The organism is Leptospiraceae bacterium (genome assembly GCA_015075105.1).
Lineage (GTDB): Bacteria > Spirochaetota > Leptospiria > Leptospirales > Leptospiraceae > JABWCC01.
In genome coordinates this window covers 742,550-765,947 of record JABTUZ010000001.1, presented here as the reverse complement: position 1 = coordinate 765,947, position 23,398 = coordinate 742,550, and the positions used below count along the sequence as shown (strand labels likewise).

The 23,398-nt window shown below is 33.5% G+C and carries 19 protein-coding genes, 1 tRNA gene and 1 pseudogene; 9 read left to right on the top strand and 12 right to left on the bottom strand.

All coding sequences use genetic code 11. The features are described 5' to 3' along the window. Positions 1 to 118 precede the first annotated feature (118 nt). The 3 genes from HS129_03755 to HS129_03745 are packed head-to-tail and all read left to right on the top strand — an operon-like array spanning position 119 to position 5,107. Positions 119 to 1,474, top strand: coding sequence for an efflux RND transporter periplasmic adaptor subunit (locus HS129_03755; protein MBE7411166.1), 1,356 nt, complete (start codon positions 119 to 121; stop codon positions 1,472 to 1,474). 5 nt (positions 1,475 to 1,479) lie between these two features. Next, positions 1,480 to 3,606, top strand: a complete 2,127-nt coding sequence (locus HS129_03750) for an ABC transporter permease (GenBank protein MBE7411165.1) — start codon at positions 1,480 to 1,482, stop codon at positions 3,604 to 3,606. Beyond that, the gene (locus tag HS129_03745; protein ID MBE7411164.1) at positions 3,599 to 5,107 is read left to right on the top strand and encodes an efflux transporter outer membrane subunit; all 1,509 of its coding nucleotides are present in this window, start codon (positions 3,599 to 3,601) and stop codon (positions 5,105 to 5,107) included. Before HS129_03750 ends, HS129_03745 begins: the two co-directional genes overlap by 8 nt. Here the strand turns inward: HS129_03745 and HS129_03740 are convergent, their stop codons facing one another. From HS129_03740 to HS129_03730, 3 genes are read right to left on the bottom strand one after another with little or no spacing between them, the layout of a single operon-like run. Beyond that, entirely contained in the window at positions 5,108 to 5,776 is a 669-nt protein-coding gene (locus HS129_03740; GenBank protein ID MBE7411163.1) for a hypothetical protein, read from the bottom strand. A 32-nt stretch (positions 5,777 to 5,808) separates the two neighbouring features. Further along, complete coding sequence (locus HS129_03735) at positions 5,809 to 6,348, bottom strand: hypothetical protein (GenBank protein ID MBE7411162.1); 540 nt, start codon at positions 6,346 to 6,348, stop codon at positions 5,809 to 5,811. Between the two features lie 57 nt (positions 6,349 to 6,405). Further along, positions 6,406 to 7,467, bottom strand: coding sequence for a hypothetical protein (locus tag HS129_03730; GenBank protein MBE7411161.1), 1,062 nt, complete (start codon positions 7,465 to 7,467; stop codon positions 6,406 to 6,408). A gap of 134 nt (positions 7,468 to 7,601) precedes the next feature. Between HS129_03730 and HS129_03725 the strand changes: the two genes are divergently transcribed. Further along, a complete protein-coding gene (locus tag HS129_03725; protein MBE7411160.1) occupies positions 7,602 to 9,209 on the top strand; it encodes a DUF2079 domain-containing protein in 1,608 nt (535 codons plus the stop codon). Between the two features lie 19 nt (positions 9,210 to 9,228). Here HS129_03725 and HS129_03720 read toward each other — a convergent pair. Further along, a pseudogene (locus HS129_03720) lies at positions 9,229 to 9,651 on the bottom strand (hypothetical protein). Between the two features lie 2,006 nt (positions 9,652 to 11,657). Between HS129_03720 and HS129_03715 the strand changes: the two are divergent. The 5 genes from HS129_03715 to HS129_03695 all read left to right on the top strand — a co-directional run bounded on the left by HS129_03715 (position 11,658) and on the right by HS129_03695 (position 14,917). Continuing rightward, positions 11,658 to 12,062 (top strand): PaaI family thioesterase, encoded by a 405-nt coding sequence (locus HS129_03715; GenBank protein ID MBE7411159.1) that lies wholly within the window; start codon positions 11,658 to 11,660, stop codon positions 12,060 to 12,062. 10 nt (positions 12,063 to 12,072) lie between these two features. After that, a tRNA-Leu gene (locus tag HS129_03710) sits at positions 12,073 to 12,156 on the top strand. 809 nt (positions 12,157 to 12,965) lie between these two features. Continuing rightward, the gene (locus tag HS129_03705) at positions 12,966 to 13,400 is read left to right on the top strand and encodes a PilZ domain-containing protein (protein ID MBE7411158.1); all 435 of its coding nucleotides are present in this window, start codon (positions 12,966 to 12,968) and stop codon (positions 13,398 to 13,400) included. Positions 13,401 to 13,435: 35 nt separating this feature from the next. Continuing rightward, the gene (locus tag HS129_03700; protein MBE7411157.1) at positions 13,436 to 14,140 is read left to right on the top strand and encodes a hypothetical protein; all 705 of its coding nucleotides are present in this window, start codon (positions 13,436 to 13,438) and stop codon (positions 14,138 to 14,140) included. 54 nt (positions 14,141 to 14,194) lie between these two features. Further along, a complete protein-coding gene (locus tag HS129_03695) occupies positions 14,195 to 14,917 on the top strand; it encodes a hypothetical protein (protein ID MBE7411156.1) in 723 nt (240 codons plus the stop codon). Positions 14,918 to 15,267: 350 nt separating this feature from the next. On the opposite strand, the gene HS129_03690 is transcribed toward HS129_03695, so the two are convergent. From HS129_03690 to HS129_03655, 8 genes are all read right to left on the bottom strand, one after another. Beyond that, positions 15,268 to 16,023, bottom strand: coding sequence for a hypothetical protein (locus HS129_03690; GenBank protein MBE7411155.1), 756 nt, complete (start codon positions 16,021 to 16,023; stop codon positions 15,268 to 15,270). A 7-nt stretch (positions 16,024 to 16,030) separates the two neighbouring features. Then, positions 16,031 to 17,440 (bottom strand): N-acetylmuramoyl-L-alanine amidase, encoded by a 1,410-nt coding sequence (locus HS129_03685; protein MBE7411154.1) that lies wholly within the window; start codon positions 17,438 to 17,440, stop codon positions 16,031 to 16,033. 144 nt (positions 17,441 to 17,584) lie between these two features. Beyond that, positions 17,585 to 18,397 carry a hypothetical protein gene (locus HS129_03680; GenBank protein MBE7411153.1) on the bottom strand — a complete coding sequence of 271 codons (813 nt, stop codon included), beginning with the start codon at positions 18,395 to 18,397 and terminating at the stop codon, positions 17,585 to 17,587. A 54-nt stretch (positions 18,398 to 18,451) separates the two neighbouring features. Then, positions 18,452 to 19,102, bottom strand: coding sequence for an O-methyltransferase (locus tag HS129_03675; protein ID MBE7411152.1), 651 nt, complete (start codon positions 19,100 to 19,102; stop codon positions 18,452 to 18,454). Next, positions 19,099 to 19,941: an MBL fold metallo-hydrolase gene (locus HS129_03670; protein MBE7411151.1), complete on the bottom strand. Its 843-nt coding sequence runs from the start codon at positions 19,939 to 19,941 to the stop codon at positions 19,099 to 19,101. The genes HS129_03675 and HS129_03670 overlap by 4 nt, the downstream gene beginning before the upstream one ends. Before the next feature lie 4 nt (positions 19,942 to 19,945). Then, on the bottom strand, positions 19,946 to 21,385 hold the full coding sequence (locus tag HS129_03665; protein ID MBE7411150.1) for an insulinase family protein: 1,440 nt from the start codon (positions 21,383 to 21,385) through the stop codon (positions 19,946 to 19,948). After that, complete coding sequence (locus HS129_03660) at positions 21,382 to 22,914, bottom strand: insulinase family protein (GenBank protein MBE7411149.1); 1,533 nt, start codon at positions 22,912 to 22,914, stop codon at positions 21,382 to 21,384. Before HS129_03660 ends, HS129_03665 begins: the two co-directional genes overlap by 4 nt. Positions 22,915 to 23,036: 122 nt before the next feature. Next, positions 23,037 to 23,309: a hypothetical protein gene (locus HS129_03655; GenBank protein MBE7411148.1), complete on the bottom strand. Its 273-nt coding sequence runs from the start codon at positions 23,307 to 23,309 to the stop codon at positions 23,037 to 23,039. Positions 23,310 to 23,398 lie beyond the last annotated feature (89 nt).

Genomic DNA, 23,398 nt, shown 5'->3' with positions numbered 1-23,398 from the left:
AGTTTCTAAAATTCCTTTTATTTCAAAATTTCTATTGATACCTTTCTGATTTATATTCAACTTGGTTTATTGGTTGAATCGCTATAACATAACATATCGAATTCGATGAGACTACTAAATGAATATAAAAAATTTTTCAAAAAGAACTATCTATACACTAACCATTATGACTATTGCAGGAGTCTTTCTCTTTTTGGTGTATAAGACAAACAAGAAAAAAAGCCCGGAATACTTCACTCACCCTATCAAGCGAGGGAACCTGTTAGCTACTATTAGCGCCACCGGAACTCTGGAACCCGAAAAAGTTATTGATGTAGGAGCACAAGTTGCCGGAAGAATAGTTTCTTTTGGTAAAGACAATTCTGGAAACCCTATAGACTACGGGTCAGAAATTTCATCCGGAACAATCCTTGCTAAGATTGATGAACGAGTTTATAAAAGTGTAGTGTTAAGTGCAACAGCACAATTGGAGCAATCCAAAGCAAACGTGAATTTAGCTAAGGCGAACTTAAATCAATACAAGGCAAAATACTATCAAGCAGAAAGAGACTACGAAAGAGCAAAAAAACTTGGCCCCTCAGATGCTTTATCTCAAGCCGATTTTGATGCAGCGTATTCTGCATATAAAAATGCTCAAGCTGGAATTGAAGTAGGGAAGGCGAGCATACTCCAAGCAGAACACTCCGTGAAACAAGCAGAGGCAAGCCTAAAATTAGCAGAGCAAAATTTAGCTTTTTGTACGATTGTTTCTCCAGTTCGAGGAGTTATTATAGACAGGAGAGTAAATATTGGTCAGACGGTAGTAGCCAGTTTAAACGCCCCAAGTCTTTTTTTAATTGCCTACGACCTTCGTAAAATGCAAATCTGGGTAGCAGTAAATGAAGCTGATATTGGAAGCATTAAAAAAGGACAAAAAGTCCAATTTAGTGTAGATGCCTTTCCCAGAAAAACATTTCAAGGGATTGTAGGAAAGATACGTTTGAACGCTTCCATGACTCAAAATGTGGTAACATATACTGTAGAAGTAAATACGGACAATTCAGATGGCCGCCTACTCCCCTATCTCACTGCGAATGTAAAATTTATATTGAGCGACAGAAGAAACGTACTTCTTGTCCCAAACTCAGCACTTCAATTTTCTCCAGGATTGAACTACGCAAATAAGGAAAATTCATCTAAACAAGAAAAAAAGAGTGATGAAAATATTTTAATCCAAAACGAAAAACAAGAGAATAAAGCAGATAAAAATTTTAACGGAAATGTTTGGGTATTGAAAGAAGGAGCATTACAGCCTATCTCTATTCATACGAGATTTAGTGATGGAACTCAGACCGAAATAGAAAGTAGTGAAATTCAGGAAGGAGATATTGTAGTAATCGGTAAAGAAGAAACTTCTACAAAAAAGCAACAAACCATAAATCCATTTACGCCTAAATTTTCCAGAAGAGGAAAAAAAGATGAAAAGCAAAAATAAATTCAATGCCTCTTATTGAACTTTCAAATATTACAAAAACTTACAAAACGGGTGAATTGGAAACACCAGTCTTGCACGGCATTTCTCTAAAAATTGAACAAGGAGAATACGTTGCCTTAATGGGACTTTCCGGATCAGGAAAAACAACCCTTATGAATATATTAGGTTGCTTGGACAGACAAACATCAGGAAAATATTTTTTAGATGGCAAAGAAGCAGGCAATCTTTCTTTGGATGAAAGAGCAATTATAAGAAATAAAAAAATTAGCTTTGTTTTTCAAAATTTCAACTTACTCCCTCGTACAAATTCTTTCAATAATGTAATCATCCCGTTATTTTATTCTGACGATCCACTATCAGATAAAGAAGTAGAAAAAAGGTCTATTGATGTATTAAAAAAAGTCGGGTTAGATAATAGGATAAATCACTTTCCATCTCAACTTTCCGGAGGTCAACAGCAAAGAGTAGCAATTGCAAGAGCTTTAATAACTCGTCCTTCTCTATTATTTGCTGATGAACCTACAGGGAACTTAGACACAAAAACAAGCGAAGAAATACTGAATATATTTCGCGAACTAAACGAAAGTGAAGGAGTTACGATTATTTTAGTTACTCACGATACCAATGTTGCAAACCACGCAAAAAGAGTAATTACTATCAAAGACGGAATTATAGAATCCGACAGGATTTCAAGACCTAAAAAAATTACCCCTATTTTTACAATTTCTCATAACGTCTCAAAAACATCAAATACACTATGGCGTCTCAAAAGAACAATTCATACTGCCTACACAAGTCTAATCCGAAATATTGTGCGTGCATCCCTTACCACTCTCGGGATCATAATTGGTGTAAGTGCTGTTATAGCCATGATGGAAATAGGCAAAGGCTCATCCACCTCAATTCAGGAAACAATTAGCAGCATGGGAGCAAACAGTCTCCTTGTTTTACCCGGAACAACATCAAGCGGAGGGGTATCTTACGGTGCAGGTACAAGCACAACTCTGACACCGGAAGATGCAGAGACGATTTCAAGAGAAGCAAAATACATTCGTGCAGTAGCACCCACTGTCAGAACAAGAACTCAAATTGTATTCCAAAATAAAAATTGGATCCCTGCCTATATTTATGGAACTACACCTTCATTTTTAGATGTAAGAGAGTGGAATTTATCTTTAGGCTCACCTTTTACTGAAAGAGATGTAAGGAATTCAAACAAAGTCTGTATCCTTGGACAAACTATAGTAAGAGAATTATTTCAAAACGAATCTCCAATCGGAAAAGAAGTAAGACTCAATAATGTACCGTTTATTGTAATTGGAGTTCTTAGTTTCAAAGGAGCCAATATGATGGGAATGGATCAAGACGATATTTTAATTGCACCGTGGACTACAGTAAAATTTAGGATTAGCGCTGCTTCTTTATCTTCCATAAACTCAAGCTCAATCTCTTCCACAGATTCTATCCAACAGATAAACACATTGAATAAACTTTATCCGGGTTCTTCCACCGGACTTTACCCTGCTACTTCCAGCGTTCAATCCACAAACTCACCCATGCTTATTTCATTTTCCAATATAGATCAAATCATAGTTGCCGCGAAAAATCCTGAAGTCATTCCTTTGGCAATTAAAGAGATTACTAAGATTTTAAGAGAAAGACATAGAATCCAAAATGACAAAGAAAATGATTTTACTATTCGAGATATGACTGAAATGACAAAAGCCCTATCTTCTACCTCAAATATGATGACAAATCTTTTATTGATAGTTGCTATGATCTCATTGATTGTAGGTGGTGTAGGAATTATGAATATTATGCTCGTCTCTGTCACTGAAAGAACAAAAGAAATAGGGCTAAGAATGGCAGTTGGAGCTAAAAGTAAAAATATATTACAACAATTTTTAATTGAAGCTGTTACACTTTGCTTTCTTGGAGGAATAATAGGAATTCTACTAGGAAGAAGTGTATCTGTTTTAATTAGAGTTTTACTTCACTGGCCAACTGAAATTTCTTACGAATCCATCGTGGCTGCATTCGCAGTCTCAACTATGGTAGGAATAATTTTTGGTTACTACCCTGCATGGAAAGCATCAAAATTAGATCCAATAAGTGCTCTTAGATATGAATAAAAATTTTTTACACAATGTATTTTTGATACTATTTTTCTATAATACAAGTATATTATTTGTGTATTGCACAGTAGGTCCAGATTTTAGAAGACCACAAATACCGATTCCCCAAAAATGGGAAAATGATATACTACAAGACGATGACAAAAATCCTATCAACTTAGCCTATTGGTGGAAAAATTTTAATGACCCAATTTTAACAGAGCTTATTGAAGAATCAATTCATTCCAATTTAGATATTCGTCAAGCTGGTTTTCGAGTAGCCCAAGCAAGAGCATCACTCGGAATAATGACAGCAGGACTATTTCCTGAGCTTGGGATTCAAGGTGCAATGACCCGTCGCCACAACTCTATGTCTGTTTCGTCTTCAAATAACACAACGAACACTGCACAAGCCACGAGTATTCCACCGAGCAATTCTCAAATAATTGCTGCTACAGAAAAAAGTCCATCTACCAAAAGCGCGACCAATCTATTTCAAACAGGATTGACCGCTTCATGGACGTTAGACGTTTTTGGAGGCGTTAGACGAAATATAGAATCTGCAAATGCTAACCTACAAATGACTCTCGAAGATAGGCGAGGAATATTTTTAACTCTAATTTCTGATGTAGCCACTAATTATGTAAATCTGAGAACATTTCAAAAACAAATTTCTATTGCCAAAGAACAACTAAAGATTCAAGAACAAACCTCTTTGATTATGAAAAAAAGATACGAAGCAGGATTTGCAAGTATTTTGGATACTTCCAATGCAAATGCACTCGTGGCTAATACGAAAGCTCAAATTCCTATTTTAGAATCTGCAGAAAAAATTGCGATACAAAACTTAAGTGTACTATTAGGGAAGGAGCCTCAATATCTACAAAAAACTCTATCGAACCCATCGGATATACCTAACTTCCCCAGAAATATCCCAGTCGGCTTTCCATCAGATTTAGTTCAGAGAAGACCGGATGTAAGAAAAATTGAAGCTCAGCTGCATTCAGCGACTGCAAAAATCGGTGTAGCTAAATCAGATTTTTTTCCAAAATTTACGCTCACCGGAACTGTAGGGTTTTCCGGAACCAACGCGAGCGATATTGGTACTTCAAATAGTGTCTTTTGGACGGCTGGACCATCTGTTAGTCTCCCGATTTTTACGGCAGGAAGGATCAGTTGGAATGTGGAACTTCAAAAAAGTGTCAGGGAAGAGGTACTGCTACTATATGAAAAAACTTTACTGATCGCATTTAAAGAAGTAGAAAGCTCACTTGTTAGTTATGGCAATGAAGAAAAACGATTAAAGTATCTACAAGAGGCAGTAGAAAATTACAGAAAATCGGTAAAGATTTCTATGACTCTTTATATAGCCGGAAAAACAGATTTTCTAAACGTAGTTACGGCTCAACAATCTCTATTCAATTCAGAAAATGCGTTAGCCCAAAGCAATCTAAGCCTTGCACTGTACCTAATTTCAATTTATAAGGCACTGGGAGGAGGATGGGAAATGTACGAATGATTATAATTTAGAATTACAATTTTTCAAAGACTCGTCTTTCTGTTTAATAATAGAATCTCTTTCTTTTATTTGAATATTGCAAGTGTCTTCTTTTTGTTTCAAAATTGTTTCTCTGTCCTTTACGAGTTGAGAATAGGATTCCTCTTTTAATTTTAATGTATTGTCTTTTTCTTTCAAAATATGAATAAACGTTTCATCCTTTTGTTTGATAAGAGTATCCTTCTCTTTCAACTGAGACTCTTTTTCTTTGATGGATTGAGTTAAGTTCTCTTCTTTTAATTTGCAAAAATTTTCTTTTTCTTTTATATTTTGCAAATAATTTTCATCTTTTTGCTTTAAACTCAATTCTTTTTCTTTTATTTGCTGAATATATTGTTCTTCTTTTTTTTTGAAGCTATCCTCTTTTGATTGTAGTGAATGTAAAAAATTCTCACTCTTCTCAAAAATTTCTTTGGCTTTTTCTTTCTCGATATTCTCTTTTTCTTTTAGTGTTTGCTGATACAATTTTTCTTTTTCTTGGATTTTTTCTTCTTTATCTTTTAGTACTTCTGCAAGATAAATATCTTTTTGTTTGATTGCTTCTTCTTTCTCTTTCAGTATGGATAAAAAAGAATCATCCTTTTTTTTTATATTTTCATCCCTATCTTTAATTGCTTGATTAAAAACCAATTCGTGCTGCTTTAACTCTTCGTGTTTTTGTGCTATTTTTTTATACGTTTCAGTTCTCTCATTTTATAGCCTTTGAATTGTGGAATTCTTCGAATCAATTTTTTTCCTTCTGAATCTACATTATTAGAAATTTTATCAAGAAATCCTTTTGCATTTTCATCCGCGATTCTTTTGTTCTCATCTTGTTGAAAAGTAGAAACTGCTTCTGCACTAAAAGCACAGATTCCAGTAGTAACTAAAAAGGTAATTCCAAGAGCGCCTCGTAACGTTAGTCGAATACTCCCTGGGCTTTCTTCGGTTTTAAAATTAAAAAGTGTACTATAGATACCGTACAACAAAAGCAAAAGAGAAGAAAGCCCCTTCGTGTAAAAGTAGGAAAATTTTTCTGCATACTCAGAAACAAAAAATGAAAGAAGAATACTCGTAAACGCTAATAAAAAAGGAGCATCAAAAATAACCTTGTACCATCTCTTTCTAAACTTTCTCCATTCTAAATAGACCACAACGATTGAGAAAAAAAGTAGAACAGAAAAACAAGAAATTAGTATTAATTGAAAAAATTGAACAGTCATAAATTACCCTCTAAAGAAAATTCTTATTACTTTGAAATTCTATCTGTGAATTAAGAATCATTTTTTATTCAAAACTTGTTTTAAAACAAGAGGCATGGTAAATAGTAAAAATAAACCAATAGATATTGAATTCCCGATTCCCCCAAATACTCTCAACGAAAAATTTCCAGTAAGATTGCCGTAAACCCTAAGAACCAAAGCAAAGTTCATGACAAGAACATGAATATAAAATATGGGGCTATATACGAAACCTACACCCAAGACAGACGGAAAGATAATAGGAGCGTGCCCAAATATCATCAGCATAATAAACCCAAGAAAAAAAGAATGAACTACAGAATCATAATAATAACCCGGTTTCAAATCTTGCATTAAAATAAACAAGACACCGGATACCCCAAGCCATACATACCCAATCAAAAGACTAAACGCACTAAATCGCGCAAGCCCAGTTTTTTGTACCGTTCTTCTTGCGATGTCGTTAAACGCAAGCCATAAAGCCACACCTAAAATTGCCGCTCCAAAAAAAACTCCTCCTGTTTTCAAAAAAGAAAATATTCCGACTAAAAATAAAAGTATCCATAAAAGAAGAATTTGGTTTTTTGATCTGACTAAAAAAGAAGATAGTTCAAGCCTTTCTGCGACTATAGTAAGAATTAAAAATACGATCCAAAAACTTACCGCTACATAGATTGAATTTCCGAAGATTAAATACAAATTTCCAAGAAAGAAAAAAAACGCTCCTATCGCCATAAAAACTAAATTTCGATCAAAATGTATTTTTAAAAAATAGAGAAAGATTCCTACGAGAAATAAATTTCCGATTGCAAAAAACACAGATGCAATGGGAAGAGAAAGAACATCAAAAGCAAGAAAAACTGCACCCAGTATACTAAATACAGGAGAAAAATACCCCCAATATTTATTTAAAGCAACCGCTCTTTCCAGACTAATGACTATTCCTAAAAATCCGGAAACCATAAGTGGACCGTGCATATCATTCCAGTGAAAATTATTGGAAATCTGCAATACTCCGATTCTACTTAACCCGCCTATGACCCCTAAAAATAACACAAAAAATCCAAAAAAGACAAGGAATACATTTCTAGATTTATTCATAATGCTCCCCCTTACTACGATTCTTTGACTCTTAAGCAATGCTTGCCAATTGAGTAACAATGCAAAGACATTAAATTCAATTTGAAAATAACCTTAGTTGACATACAGTTCCTATTTTTTTATCCATTATGAGAATGCAAAGAAAAATCGACTTTCTCACATTTTTCCTGTTCTTATTTATTATTAGTTTAATTTATCTGATTTCCTTTACAGAAGTTCCTGACTTTAGGAAACCTATACGCTTTTTATCTATTGTAGTATTTATTATAGGATTGCTTGTTTTTTTTATATTCAAGAAAAATTTAATTCAAGTAAAAACTACAGAAAACTCAAACTCGTGCTATAAAGAAATTGCTTTTGCCTTCCTTGCTTGTGTAATTTATTCTATTCATTTTTTTTCTATACACAATTCACATTTTCAATCGTTTTTTCTAGGGGACATGGACTATGTATCTATGGCTGAAGTTTTAAACTCTACACTCAAAGGAAATTTTTTTTCAACAAACTACCATGGACAAACAGAAAACTCCAATTATTTATCCCACCATTTTTCTCCGGCAATTATTTTATTGTCTCCATTTATGGTTTTCAGTGAATACCGTCTTGGGTATGGATACTCTTTGTTGTTCTATAACCTACTGGGAGTTTTTGCGATTTCTCTCTATCTGATTTCAAGGAACATCAGAGGCTTTCAATTCTTTTTTTTACTTTGCTTTTTTATGATCAATATCTATGTATATCGTTTATTTCAATCTTATCACTTTGAACAAATATTCTTATTTTTTTGTGTTCTGCTTTTTTGGGCAATTCAAAAAGAAAAAAAAATATTAAGCTACTTCCTATTTCTAATCTGTATTTTTATCAAGGAAGATATTTCTATATACATGACTCTTTTGGGAATTTTTCTATTGTTCACCAAAAGAAAAAAAATGGGCACGATTTTGATTGCTGTCTCCATTGGCTACTTTTTCTACTTAGTTCCTTGGATTCAAGACTCGATAGATTCAGGAGCAAAAATCAATTGGCTTTTGGATTGGAGTAAATGGGGAAATTCAATTTCAGAAATTGCGATACAAATTCTATCGAATCCGATAAAAGTTTTTATGTTGTTTGTACAAAAAAAATCTCTACTTTTTGATATATCGCTTTCTTTTAGTTTTCTTTTCTTTTTTTATCCAAAAATCTTTCTCATACTAATTCCAATTTTTATTTTTCACTTTAGCTCTGATAGAATATGGTTCAACGATTTCTATAATTATTACAGCTATACAATTCTTCCTTTTCTAATTTATGGAAGCGTAGAAGGATTTAAAAAAATCGAAAATTTTCAACCCTCCAAAAACTTACTTACTCTACCTTTTCTACTCCTATTTTTAAGCCTAACACTATTCAGATCTTCAAAAGATCAATTTTTTCCGTTGCAGATTCCGAAAATAGATTACAGTAAATTTCAAAGTGTGATTGAAGCCTCTTCTATTATCCCAAATCATTCTAAAGTGAATGCTCAATTTGATGTCTCAGGATTTGTAAATAGGAAAAGCCAAATTTTCCCTATGACAATGGAGCCAAAAGATTACCTGTTCTTTAATTTACAAAATGGATTTTCGCCTTACAAATCATTGGAAGAATTAAAAATATTAAAAGATAGCTTACTCCATTCAAAAAAGTTCCAAACAATTTTTGAAAAAGACGGGATCATTGTAATTCAGAGAGTTTCAAAACATAAAATTTCTAAAGAGTAAGACTTCTTCTTTAAGATTCTCAACCCTTTGCCATTAAATATTTTTCCATAAACTCGGTAATATCCGTGATATTTCTATTAATCATTTTCTTTAGCTCAGGAGGAATATTTTGAGATTTGATAACGCGATAGTAGTTTAACGCATTTTTCAACATTTTCCTTCGTGCAAATTCCTGGGCCTTCATTAGCATTGGCTTATATTTATAATAAGAATATTCCATTACTGTATGATTTTTAGAAAGCCTGAAAGAGTGTGGAATTTTTCCAAAATCATAAGTCAATGTCAAAAACGGTGCGTCATCCGCTTCAGGGGGCTTTAATTCTAAAATACCGTGGATAGTTCTTTCTGGCTCAGGTTGGTTGACTTCTGCCTGCTCTGCTTCCGGTGGTGGCTCTAATTCGTCTAAGTTGCCATCAACGACTTCAACCTCAGGCAATTCCTTATCTTCATCAAAAGGTGTTTGTGGGATTTGAGGGAGGGGGCTTGCCTCGATTTCCTTTTCTTCATGAGAGAAGTCAACCGGATCCGGTAACAAAATTTTTGTAAACTGATTTTCTTTTTTTCCAAATTCATTTTCTTTTTTGTCGTCTTGAATCTGTGGCGGAGATTCCTTTTCGACCACTACATAAGGCAAACCATTTGAGGTTTCAGAACTTTCCGGTTTTAATAAAATATCTGTTGGTATTGGCAAATCAATCAGAGAAAGATTTATTGGAGAAATAATTTCTTTACTTTCCTTAGAATGATCTTCACCATCACGAATCACACTTGGCTCTGGAAGAATTTGTTTTTCTACAGGGCTCGGCAAAGGTAACGGATGAATTTGAATTTCATTTTCTTGCGGATCAGGTAAGAGAATCGGTAGTTTTTCAAATGGAAAATACCCCGGCTGTAACGATGGAGGAAATGAAACTTGAGGCAAAAAATCTGACAATTTCTTATCGGCGAAATTGCTAAGCGAATCTTCTTCTTTCTCTTCTTTCTTCTTTTCTAAGAATTCTTCTCTTTCTTTAAATAGATCGTTTTTTCTTCGATCTTCTCCAGACCTTCTATCCTTTCTCTGAAAGTCACCTCTTCTTTCATTTGATTTTCTTCTTTCTATTCCTGATCTTCTATCCTTAATCGGAAGGCTTTGAAACTTTGACCAGTTCGCATCGAATACCGCAGACTCTAAAATTTCGTCTGATTTTTTTTGTGGTAAGGATTCTTTATTTAGCAGATCGTTTAATTTAGATTCAGCATACCGATCGCCAAATCCCCCTGAATACCCTCCTGAATCAAGAGGAGAAGATTTTTTCGTTTGCTCAGTTTGAGTGTCTAAGGCGGGTGAAGTTTTTTCTTTAGAAGAATCGGACTCTTGTTTTTCAGTTTCTAATTTTGAATCAACTGATTTTCTCGGCTCTTGTACTGGTGGCTCTTTTGCAAAACTATTATCCGGGTGAGTCCTTTCTGAATTTTGAAAAATCTGATAAATGATTGGAGGAGAATTTTGAGGAAACAATTTTTCCGGGTCAAATAATGATTCTTTTGGCGAACCTCCACTATCGAGTTCTAATTTCTGCAAAGTAGAATCATTGAATAGCATAGGGATTGCTACAATCTTATACCCACCGGATTCCAATTCTTTTCGACCTAGATCAGAGTCCTCTGCACTACTACCAGTTGCATCATTCAACGCATTAAGATTATTTCCTAAAGGAAAATTAGACGGAATAGAAAACCCTCTATCCACTGTTTGAGAAATTCCATCAGTAATTTCTTTTATAGCTCTCACTAAATCCTGAAATGGAATTTCTACTTTACTGTATTTTTCATCTTCAAGAGAAAATGAATCATCAGGTTCATCCAGAAAATTTCTTATGTCCTCTGCATTCTTAGAAATCTTTTTTTTGATCTCTTTATCAGGAATTCGATTCTCTATCCTATTCAAGATCTCCAGAGCACTCTCATAATTTTCCTTTTCTACAAGAAGCTCTGCATTCAATAGAGGTCTTCGATGAAATGAATACCTCGAATTTTTAGTAATAATCTCGTCGGTATCATAGGTGAGTTTTAATTTTTTACTTTTTTTTAAATTCCCTTCTTTTGTTTGCCTCTTTGGATCCAAAGCTTTCTCTGGAGGTTTGATTTCCACTTTCTCATTAGAAATTTCTTTTTGGTTTTCATAAGGCAATACACGAATTTCAGACCCTCTTTGAATCTGTGGCTTTTCTATTGCACTAGATTTTTCTACATTTCCTTCGGTAGCCTCTTTATTTTCCGATCGAGGCTCCCTAAATAAATAATACACCCCGCTCCCCGTAGCAAGGGCTGCTATAATCATTAGTAGTGTAAACATATCCTATTATTAAAATCGACTAATGGAATAGCCACTCTTAAATTCAAATCAATAAATATATGCGCTTTTTGTGATTGACAAAAGAATACAGTTCTCAAAAGTAAGCAAGTATGATAAAGTCAGCTAAAAAAAATTTAAGCTTTGGTTCGAGTTTGGACAATCAGGACGGTTTACAGCTAAAAATTACTTTTGATGAAGATACTAAAACTGCTTATGGTGACTTTACCTGTCCGGCAAAATACCAAGGAAAACCGGAAATGATTCACCCCGGTATTATTTCTACAATATTAGACGAAATGATGTTTAAAATCAATGAAGCCATGAATTTTGATACCTTAACGGGTGAACTTACTGTTAGATTTCTACAACCCGCTTTAGTAGATGAGCCACTTCATCTAAGAGGTTGGTTTGTAAAAAAGAACAAAAAAGTGATCGAAAATCGTGCCGAAATAGAGAATGAAATCGGTAAAATTGTTGCTCGCGGAAAAGGAAAATACATAGAAGTAGACGAATAGGCTTTTTTACGCCGATGTGGTGAAATTGGTAGACGCAGTGGATTCAAAATCCTCCGGGGGCAACTCCGTGCCGGTTCGATTCCGGCCATCGGCATAGTATTTATTTTTTTCTTTATGTAATTTTAGTAAGATATCCCTATTTCAATCAGGAATCTAACCTCCGGTTCTTCTCCACCCTTTTGAAATCTAAGATTTGAGGCAATAAAATTAGCCCGCAATTTACTTTTCCCTTTCAGCCAGTTCATTAAGTACGCACAAATATATTCTGCGATTATCACAAATCCTTATAGAAAGCTGAAATTTTTGATTCCTCCGAGGACTCCTACCACTGAAAATAGCTTTACAAAAAATTATTTTTATTGCTACACAATAATCGTCGATTACACAAAATATCGTTATAGATCGATATTAAACCTCTTTTTTCGAAAAGTTATGGCTCAACATATGATCTGGCGTTTTAGGCACAAAATTTTTCTTTTCTATATCAAACCCACATTAGATTACAAGCAAATTTCAATACAGGCTACTAGAAATTGATTGATGCAATTGTGCGAAAATATTTCGCATAAATAATAATTGTTAATTCTTAGTAATTTATTTAAAAAATTACTAAATCAATATTGACATATTTTTTTTTTTGAATGGTTTTCATGACAGATCGAAGAAAAAGAAACAAAAAGCCATTAAGTTTGATAATTTTATCAATTATCCTTTTTTTAGCACCATTAGTAAATATCATAAATCTTGCGAGAATTCACGGAATTCCTCTAAATCAATTAAGCACAGTTTTTGAAAAACTAAAAATAATTGAGCTTATTTTCATTGTGTCTCCTATCCTTGATTGGTGTGGGAATTTTGAGAATTACCAAATAAGGATGGTTCTCTTTTCTAGTTTATGGAATATTGCTGATCAGCTGGAATATTTACCTGCTCGTTTCGAATTTCAGCTACTACAATATTCAAACTTCCTTACAAACTATAATCGGGATAGCTCTGGTAATCTATATAACCAGAAACGATGTAGCTGCACCTTATTTCGATATGTTTCCAAGGGGGTGGAGGGGGCAGAAAAGATTCCCGATTGAAACATGTATTAGCTTGAACGGAAAAAAATGTAAATCAAAAGACTTAAGCACCAGTGGATTCTTGCTACAACTTGATAATCCTGATTCTTTTCAGTTGAATCATGGCTATAGTGTAGAATTGGCGGACGAAATAAAATGCGAATGTGGGGCAGTAAGAATCGAAACCTACGGAATTGGGTTTGCATATCGAAATCTGAATAGAATTAATAAGCAAAAAATATCTCAATTCATAAAAAAATTAGAAACGGCTTAATGGTAAAGATCATGAAAAGCAAAGGAGAGAAGTTTATGAAAGTGAAAATAAATAGATTTGGAAAAATTGCATTGGGTTCAATTTTGGTTGCAATGAGCATTATGCCAATCTTAAATTGTGTAGGTTCCGGGGATCCGGCAGTTGCAAAGAAAAAAGACCTGGTCGTTTTAGGAATATTGGTTACGGAATCTTCTCGAGATAAAGCGGACAAATTTATGGCAGACTATAATTCATTCAAACCGAATGGATCGATAAAAAATTCTGTCAATGAAGGAATTGAGACGTTAATTGAACAGAAAGCCCAAGCTATTACAAATAATTTCTCAAAAGAAGAAAAAATTACAGTTGTAAACGTTATCAAAGAAAAAGCAAAGCTAAGCGAGTCATCTGTAAACACTCTTACCAATAGTGCGAGTGATAAAGAAAAGTTCAAATCTGAGCTGGCAAAAATTTTTAAAGATACTCCGGAACCTGATTACAAAAATCTAGGACAAAATCCATCACTTGAAATTAGGGCTGCTTCAACGACTGTACACCAGAATTGGTTTGATGGATGTTATGATACTCTTGCTTGTTATACTGTATGGGGCAGAATTGATATGGGAGGAGCTTTCTGGCCTGCAGCCGTAGGATGCTGGTGGTTTCGTGCTATTTCCGGTAATCCTACCGTATTGAAATACGAATCTTTATGTGGATCGGGAGGAAACATTAACGTAAGCTTTCCGGTAGCTAGTTGGTAGGAGAGATTTATAAAATGTTAAACAAACTTAAAGGTTATTTTGAGAATTAAGATTATGAAAAATAATATTGTTTATTGTTTTTTTATCATACTGGCAATGAGTTATGAACATTTACATGCTCAAATCACAGAGTCTAAATTTCAAGGAGACCTAAGAAAAGAAAAAAATATTCAGGTAGGAGTTATTTCTCCAAAAAACTTAAGCGTTGAGTATTTCTTTTCGCCCTCAATTTCTTTTAGCATTAGTTTCGGCACAATGAACCGGATTACGGAAAAGGAAAATATCTATCCTTCGATTTCCAGTATATTGCATACGAAAGAAGTTATTGGAGTGAAAGGAACAACAGGTCGTGCTGTATTTAGTTATTATCCTTTTCAAAACAATGGATTTTTCATAAGCGGTTTTCTTGGAAAAACTCCTGGTTTTTTTAGGGAAAACTCAGACATTTTCTTATTGGACTCTAGTGGCAGTATATCCCCAGCACTACCATATGGTCAAAGGGTAGAACAAATCCCCAGTCCATATATCGGATTTGGAACAGGATACAAACATATTTTTTCGAATGGTATATTTTTAGGCATTGATGCCGGTTTTAACCATATACCCGGACGAATTCAAAAAAAATACTCGATATTTCCAGATGCGTCCACTTTTTTCTCTGGATCCAATTCTAGAATTACTGAATATTATCTCATAAGGAAGCAAAATGAAATGGATTCATATAAGCCAAAGAAAAATTTTCTTCAAATCCATGTTAGCTTCGGAATTGCTTTCTGATTTTACTATTGTAGAGTTAAAGAATGTATTCAATTATTTCTAAAAGCTTATCTTTTGTCGGAGGATGGGCTTTTATTTCAATACAAAAAATAAAGCAAGCCTTCCTATCTGCTTAGGTGTCTGATCACAAGGAAGTCTATGCTGAAAAAATTTATAACCACAAAAAAATTGCGAATACAGATTTTCAATAAACTGTTCAGCGACCCTTTCATCCGAAACAGTGATTTACGGAATCCAACCTCCGGTTCTTCTCCACCCTTTTGAAATCTAAGATTTCAAACCCCAGAATTTCTCTCTACGGATCGAAATTCTATGGCCATCGGCATAGTATTTAGTTTTGTAAAATAATTTCAATTTCCTATTATAGCATTCTCAAAAAAATCTTTTTCAATATCGTCTATTGCAGATAAAACCAATTGAATATCAGATGGATTCAACTCATGAAAAACGTTCTTCCCTTTTGAAATGATACTTAAACCCATTTCTATCCCATAGATTTCAGATTCTGAATATATTCCCGGCTTTGACTTCATTTTGCTGATAATATTTCTCATGATTTCAATAATTTTATTTAATAATTCAACCTCAGTCAAAGTATGAAACAATTCTACAACATCTTTTCTAAATTTTTCTGCTTCTTTTTTTGGAATTTTTGCAATTAATCGATTAAACTCATCATAACTCAATAAGTCTTTTCCTTCTAAAATCATATCTTTTGCGTGGAAAAAAAGAGTTTCTTCAAATTTGTGAGCGGTCAGATAGGAGGAAAGAGAAGAAACTCCGGCTCTAATCGCTCTCGGAAAATGTCTTCCAAATTTGAATACCATACCACCTATATCTCCCATAATCCCAAAAAATTTGGACGGAGAATGAACAAAGGATGCAAGTGACTTAAACGCATTGTCGAGCTTGAGCCTATCTTCATAAGGTGGGTAGAGTAACTCTAAAAAGTAAGAAATTAATCTATCAATCAAATTTCTGTCAATTTTTGAGTATTTCGGAAATCGTTCTAAATTTTCTATTGAGTATCTTTGTATTAGTGAGTTTCGATAAGCAGAAATTAATATTGAAAATTCCGGGTTGGAAAGTGAACTATTTTTTTTCATTTTAAATTCATTTATCTAAAACTTGTTTAAAATAATTTTTACCGTGAAAATTTTCGTATTTCTTAAAATCTATTTTTTTTCCCTTTGGATGAATTGGAAGTTTTTCTTGCTTAATATTCAATCCATGAAATAGAGAAAATATGCCGACTGCGATAGATATTGCAGTTTCTTTTTTCTTTTCGGTAAGATAGTATATATCGGAATTTCTTTTAATATCTCCCAATTCCAAATAAGCAGAAATACCATTTACAAAAGTTGGAACACTGTATGTAGATATATAAGGTTTAGTAATAGAAAAAATCTCCGGTGATTTTTTAATAGATCGAAACTCTTGGTTCAATCCATAATTGATAAATCGCAAGATTTCCATGCAAGCAAAATGATTATCCCCACCAAATCCTTCAGGGCCATTTTCCCTTTTCCAAATTTCAGGCTTCCCTCTCTCTCTGTCCCAAAATTTACCAGAAGGACGAAATAGTTCATGGTCGAGTGCATACTGCCCCTTTTTTTTCATTCCAACTTTTTCCTCCCACCCGGGTGAATCTTCGTATTTCCATGTAATCATATTTTGTCGAAATCCACTAAATCTTTCTAAGTCTGTTTTTCTTCCGGTTTTGTCCGGCCAATGACCATGAAAATAAATCCATGCATCAGCGACTGCATTTTCCAGCTTAGACCAACCATCCTGAAATACCATCCAATCCTTCCAAGGTGAATTTTCAAACGAAGATGAAGATTCTTTTTTCATGGAGATTTTTCGTAATATTTGGAAAGTGTGGTAGGATGGAGCCAACACACAGGCAAGCCCACTTTCACTAATCGGGCTTTTATTCGTGTTCAATTTTCCTTGATCGTTTATATGAATCGAGACAACCAAATAAGGTTTTTCTTTATTGATTTCTGAAATTCGACCTAACTTTCTTTTACCAGTTTTAAAATCCGGATAATCGTAAAGCCTATACAACGCGTTTCTATCGTCTTTTTCTCCATAATCTTTATCCTTATAGCTATCAGTTCTGGAAAGAGATGAATGAATAATCATCCTTTCTACTTTATCGTGTGAAAATTTTTTTATATATTCTTTAAACTTAAGAAACCCTGACTCAGTTTTTGTCAAATTGAGAATAGACTGAACTTCCTTCCCAATTTCCAAAACTATTTCCATCTCTGTTCTGCCCTTAAATTCTCCGCCACTTTTATAATGCTCTAAATATTTCTGACTAATCGTATCAAATTTATCTCCATACAATTCATAGGGGGCTTGTTTCCACCCGCCATGGCCCGGATCAATCACAATTTTATATTCCTTAGGAATTGTTTTCTTTTCTTCAGAGAATAAATTGTTATGCAACGAAAAAAAGAAAATGGTATATAGGAGGAAGAACTGAATGCTATTGAAAGATTGAAAATTATTAATAGAAAAAATACAAGAATATTTTATTTTAAGAGATTTTTGTTTTTCCTGAAATTTGCATATACAAAAGGACATAGTACACTACTTAATTAAGAAAACTTCAGGGAATAGAAACAGGGGAAACTGAATCCCCCGTTATAAAAAATTTTATTTTGATGAAGTTTTTTCAGTTTTAGGTTCGTTCTTAGACTTATTAAAACTTCTATTTCTATTGTCTGCAAGATCAACCTGATATTTGTCCATGACTGCTTTTTTATCGCTTTCAGTAGATTTTAAATCTGAAAGAATCGCTATACCGTATTCCTTCCCTAATCTATAAAAAGTAATTGCATCGTTGAACCTACCTTCTCTGTTCATATTGTCTGCAAGCCCCATCTGATAGTAAGCGATCTTCAACCTGAGTTGATTTTGTGCTAACTCTTTGATTTTTGAATTCTTTTCTTGCCCTGGCTCAATACTTTCGTTCTGTTCCATGGTCGCTATTACATCGGCACAGTCTGTCAAAAGCTCATCAGTTCTTGATTCATAGTAATTAGAAAGTTTTTTATAAATTTCAGTGATCTTTCTTTCATTGTCTTTTAAAGACTTACCGGAAAGCATAAAAGCTCTTCTGTAATAGTAACGTAGAGCGATCTGGTAGTCTTTTTTAACAGCGTCGAGGTCTGCTTTCACTCCCTGAACTTGATCTCCAAAATTTCCTACCATGATGTCTAAAATATGAATATCGTTAAGATTTTTAGATTTCAAATTTTCAGAAATGATGGTTTGGTAATATTTTTCTAAATAGCTACCTACATTTTTTTTGTAAAGTTCTTCAGACGACTCCTTCCCTTCCACAGAAGAGCTTTTTTCGTCTTTAGACTGCGCCAACAAAATCGAAGGCATTGATAGACCCACAAGTAAAATTATTGTAAACACACCTTGCATTTTTATCTCCATTTCAACATTATAGAATTCCATTAACAAAAAGTCTTAACAAAATAACCACAATATTTTCAAATTTTCGATTTTTTTTTACTCTAATCTTAAAAGTAAAAGCCCGTCTCCAGCCGGAAATAGAGTAGATTTCCAGTCACTTTTTTTTATATCAGTCCAAAATTGTTGAATAGCTAAATCAGAATTTTTGTTCAATGTGCGATTCATCACCCTTCCGTGCCAAAGTACATTATCAAAAACAATCGAAGTGCCTTTCTTACAAGTATTCATCAGCTCTTTTAGTATTTCCGGATAAAAGACCTTATCACAATCCACAAATATAAAATCAGAGTCAGTTGCAATCTCGGGAGATTTTTTTAAAAATTCTACTGCCCAATCCAGAATAAATTCAATTTTTTCAAAATGCAAGCTACCCTCTTTCAAGAATTTCTTTGCATAGTCCAAGGACTCAATACTTCTATCCAAAGTTCTGATTTTTTCTAATTTAATTCCAGATGACATAATCCAAAGAATAGAATACCCAAGGCCGGTACCAAGCTCTAAAATCTTCTTGGGAGAAAATTCCTTTACCAAAAAAGACAATACATGTCCTGACATAGGAGAAAGAATTGGGAATTTTTTTTCTATTGCAATATTTTCAATTTTTTGAAACACCTCGGAGGGTCTTTTGATCAACTCTCCATTAATAAAACTTTCAAGACCCTCTATAAAAATACTTTCTTTTTTCATTCTACTCTACGACTGGGTAAGAATACATGAACCCTGTCTTTCAGAATGTCAGGGATTTTATTTTTTACTGTAGAGAAAATATATTTATGGGAATACCTTTTTGAAAAATGGAATAAAACGATTTTCTCATTCTGAAATTCTTTTGCGTATTGAATGATCTCATCTAAGTGAATATGCCCCCATTCTCGAGCACGATTAGTGTCTCTCTTGTCATCAATATAAGTACACTCTAAAAACAATACTTTTGAGTTACGTACATCGGCATTATTCAAAACATATTCGATTCTACTATCTCCAGAATAACTTATCACTGGTGTATTTTTTTCTATAGAAAGCTCGAATCCTTTCTCTTTCAAACCAACCAATTCTTTTGAATTCAAATCATGGTATTCATCTTTGAGTTTTTTTGATATTTCATAAATTGTATATCCGAATGAAGGAATTCTGTGGTAAGTTTTTTGAGGGAGTATAAAATGGGTTTTATTCAAATCAATTTTTTCTTTTTCTCTTGCTGGAATTAAATTATAGCTATACGTAAAGTCTTCTACCTCTGAATAAATTTTTAGAATTTGTTCCAGTGGAGCCACCAAGGTTTCTGGCAAAATTATATTCGGGGGTTTTAATTTTTTTAATGTCCTTTGAGAGATATAGTGAGGGATTCCCGAAAAATGATCCAAGTGGCCGTGGGTGATTAAAATATTACTTACCTGAATTTTATCGTGAAATATTGTGCCTGCATCAAATAGTACATCCAGCTCAGGTAAAAGTATAGAAGTGCATATTCCTCCCTCCGATATTCCCGTAAAATGAAAACCTTTGTAACGAAATATTGAATTCAAATGATTACAATTCAGATTCAGGAAAAATTTTCTTAGAGTGTTTTGGCTCTAAAAACTTAAAACTGTCTCCTGTCCCTACTACAATAGTTTTTAATTTATTTGAAACAAAATACTTCGTTCCGACTCTTTTCAAATCTTCTAAAGTAACCTTCCCTATTTCTTTTCTATAGTTTTCCAAATACCGAGCAGGCATCTCATCCTCTGAAAATCTCAAGTAATTCGATAAAATCTGAGAATTATTGGAAAACAAAAATACGAACTGATTTTGAATTGCATTTTTTGCATTTTGGATTTCTTTTTCTGTAATTTTTCCAAATCGGTCTTCAGACAAAATCTCTTTCATAAGATTGTAAACCAACTCGGTTGATTCTATTTTTGTTTGAACATAAAAATAGATATATCCGTGATCTTTTTTAAATACAGGATTGCTATAGGCAGAATAAGCAAGCCCTCTGTCCGATCGAATTTCTCGCATGAAATAAGAATTGAATCCCCCCCCTCCAATTATATAATTCAAAATCTGTATTGCATAAAAATCTGAATGGTTGTGCCTTGGAAGTAGCCCAACCATCATAACAGCTGATTGGGTTACTGGCTTTTCGACCAAAATATTTTGGAATGAATATTTTTGAAAATTCGCCTGCAAGATTTCTTCACTCAAAACTTCTTCTGTAAATTTTGCTTTTTCTTTTTTTTCAGAAGAAAACATCTCTGAAATATTTTTCTTCAATTTTAATTCATCATAGCTTCCACTTACAAGAATTGCCTTTTTCGCATTTCTAATAGAATGAAAGTAAAAATCTTCTACATTTTCTTTTTTGACTTTTTCGAGAGAGTCAATCCGGTAGGATTTTCCGGTCAAAAGTCCACGATAGATAAGCTCTTTTGTTTTTCTAAAGACAATGGAATCCGTAGAATCATTTCTTCTTTTAATTTGTTCGGCAATTTTTCTTTTTGCATCGGAAATTGAATTTTCAGTAAACGCAGGAGAAGTAAGAAGCTCTGATAGTAACCTCATCACTTCTTCACTGTCTTTTTTTAGAAACGATAGAGTAATTTTTATTTTTCTATAATCTGTCTCAATTTCAAATTTCACTCCGAGGCTTTCCAATTTTGCAAGAAATAAATTATCCGAATACTTTTTTGTCCCACCGTATTTTAAAGAGCCTGCAATGATTGCGACTGTCTCAATGGGTAGGTTGCCAACAGAAGACTCTCCTCCATAAAGATGAATTTCCAAATTGCAAACTGGTAACTCATCCGATGGAAGTTTGTAGAATTCGATATTTTTTCCAAGATTTTCTTTTTGTATATCTGGAATTTGAATATCAAAATCTTCAATCTGAATATCTTTTACAAATTTTCCGGGCTCGGCGAAAAGATTTCCAATGATGAAAAAACAAAATACAAAAATATGATTTTTTTTTGTGATAGAAAATTTCATTTTTTCTTCCTTGAATCGATCAAATACCCAATAGTAGAATTTTCTTTTGTAAGGTATTTTTTACTAACCCTTTTAATATCTTCCTTGGATACACTGTGGATTTTTTCATAAGCGCTGAAAAGATTTTCCCAATTTCCAGTTACCACTTCATAGTAACTTAAATAGTCGGCTAAATTAGCGTTATTATCTAAACCTCTAAAAAAATCCGCTATCAATTGATTTTTGATTCTATGGATTTCTTCGTCCTCAACATCTTCTGTTTTTAATTTTTCAACTTCTTCCCAGATAATTTTCTCTACTTGTTTGTGATCTACTGATGAATTTATAGTAGTCAAAATTGCGAATAAATTAGAATACCTTTCTCCAGGATCCCCGTTCCACGCATCAGCACCGATCGCTAACTTTTCCTGAAAAATAAGCCTTTTGTTTAACCTACTCTCTGCTCCTTTACTCAAAATTAAATCAATCATCTCGAATACAAAATTATCCGGATGCGGAAAGGTTGGTTTATGCCAGCCCATCAAAATTTGTGGACCACTCGGAAAGTTAATCTCAAAACGCTTTTCACCATTTCCGATTTTCTCGGCAATTCTGAAATAGGATTCGATGGGTTTTGGTTTTAAATGTGAAAAATATTTTCGTATAATTTTTTCTGTGTTCTGAAAATCCTGATTCCCTACAATTGTAATTACAAAATTATTAGGCGCATAGTATTTTCTAAAAAATTTTTCGGTCTCGTCTATATCTAAAAATGGAATATTCGATTCGTATCCGATAATAGGCATTCTATAAGGATGACTTTCAAAAGCAAGACTAAGAAATTTTTCTCGAAGACTACCAATCCCACGATTGTCAACTCTCATCCTCCTTACTTCCTGAATCACTTCTCTCTCAGTGTAGTATTCTCTAAAAACCGGATTTGTCAACCTATCAGATTCCATCTTTGCCCAAATTTCTAAACGATTCTTAGGAAGTTCTATTTGATAATTGGTCACATCTTGAGACGTATATGCATTGAAACCTGTTTGACCGTGTTGATCGTAAATAAATGAGTCTTCATTTTTAACCAATATCTCTCTTTGCAGATTTTCTAAATTTTTTAATCTTCTGGATAAGATTTCTATCTTCGGTCTCAGTTCATTGGAAATTGGTTGATTAGTATTTTCTCTTGCCTGTAATTTTAGCCTATCTAATTCTTTTCCCCATACCCTAATTTGCTCTTGGTATTTTTCTTCCTTAGAATAATCCAGAGTGCCAATATTTTTTGTACCTTTAAACATCATGTGCTCTAGCAAGTGAGCCGTGCCAGCAATTTCTGGAGTTTCATCTACCGCACCGACTCTAAACTTTATATACAAAGCAAGTGTCGGAACATTTTTTCTCTGCATCATAATCACTTTCAAACCATTCTCTAACTGAATCTTTTTTATATTGGATTTTACTTTATCCGATACCTCATCAAATAAAGTGTTTGAATTCAAATTGGTTGCATAGATCAAAAAAAATAAAAATAATATTATTCGTTTCAAAACTGACTCCTATCACCACTCTATTTCGGTAACAGTCAATGTCAATACTATGGGGATGATTTTTAAATGGGGAAAGGACTTGACGGCTTAAAAATTACTTCAAACCGTCAACTCTCTACAAATTACTGCTCTGTTTTTTCTTCTTTTGCTTCTTCTTTTGTTTCTTTAGCTTTTTTTGCTTTTTTAGCCTTTTTGGCTTTTTTTGCCTTTTTGGCTTTTTTAGCTTTCTTAGCTTTCTTTGTTTTCTTTTCTACTTTCTCGTCTTTTTCTTTTGCAGGCGCTTCTTGTTTATTATCGGGAGCATCTTTTGTTTCAGCTTCTTCTTCTTGAGCAAATACAGAACCCACTGAAAGGAAAGCGATCATGAGTAAAGAAATTCCTAATTTTTTCAACATACTATTCTCCAAAATTTAATTTAAAGCTCTAAATTTTCGTCCGAGCTGTATTAATTCTATCCACTATTTTTACAGGTTTTTTTTAAGCA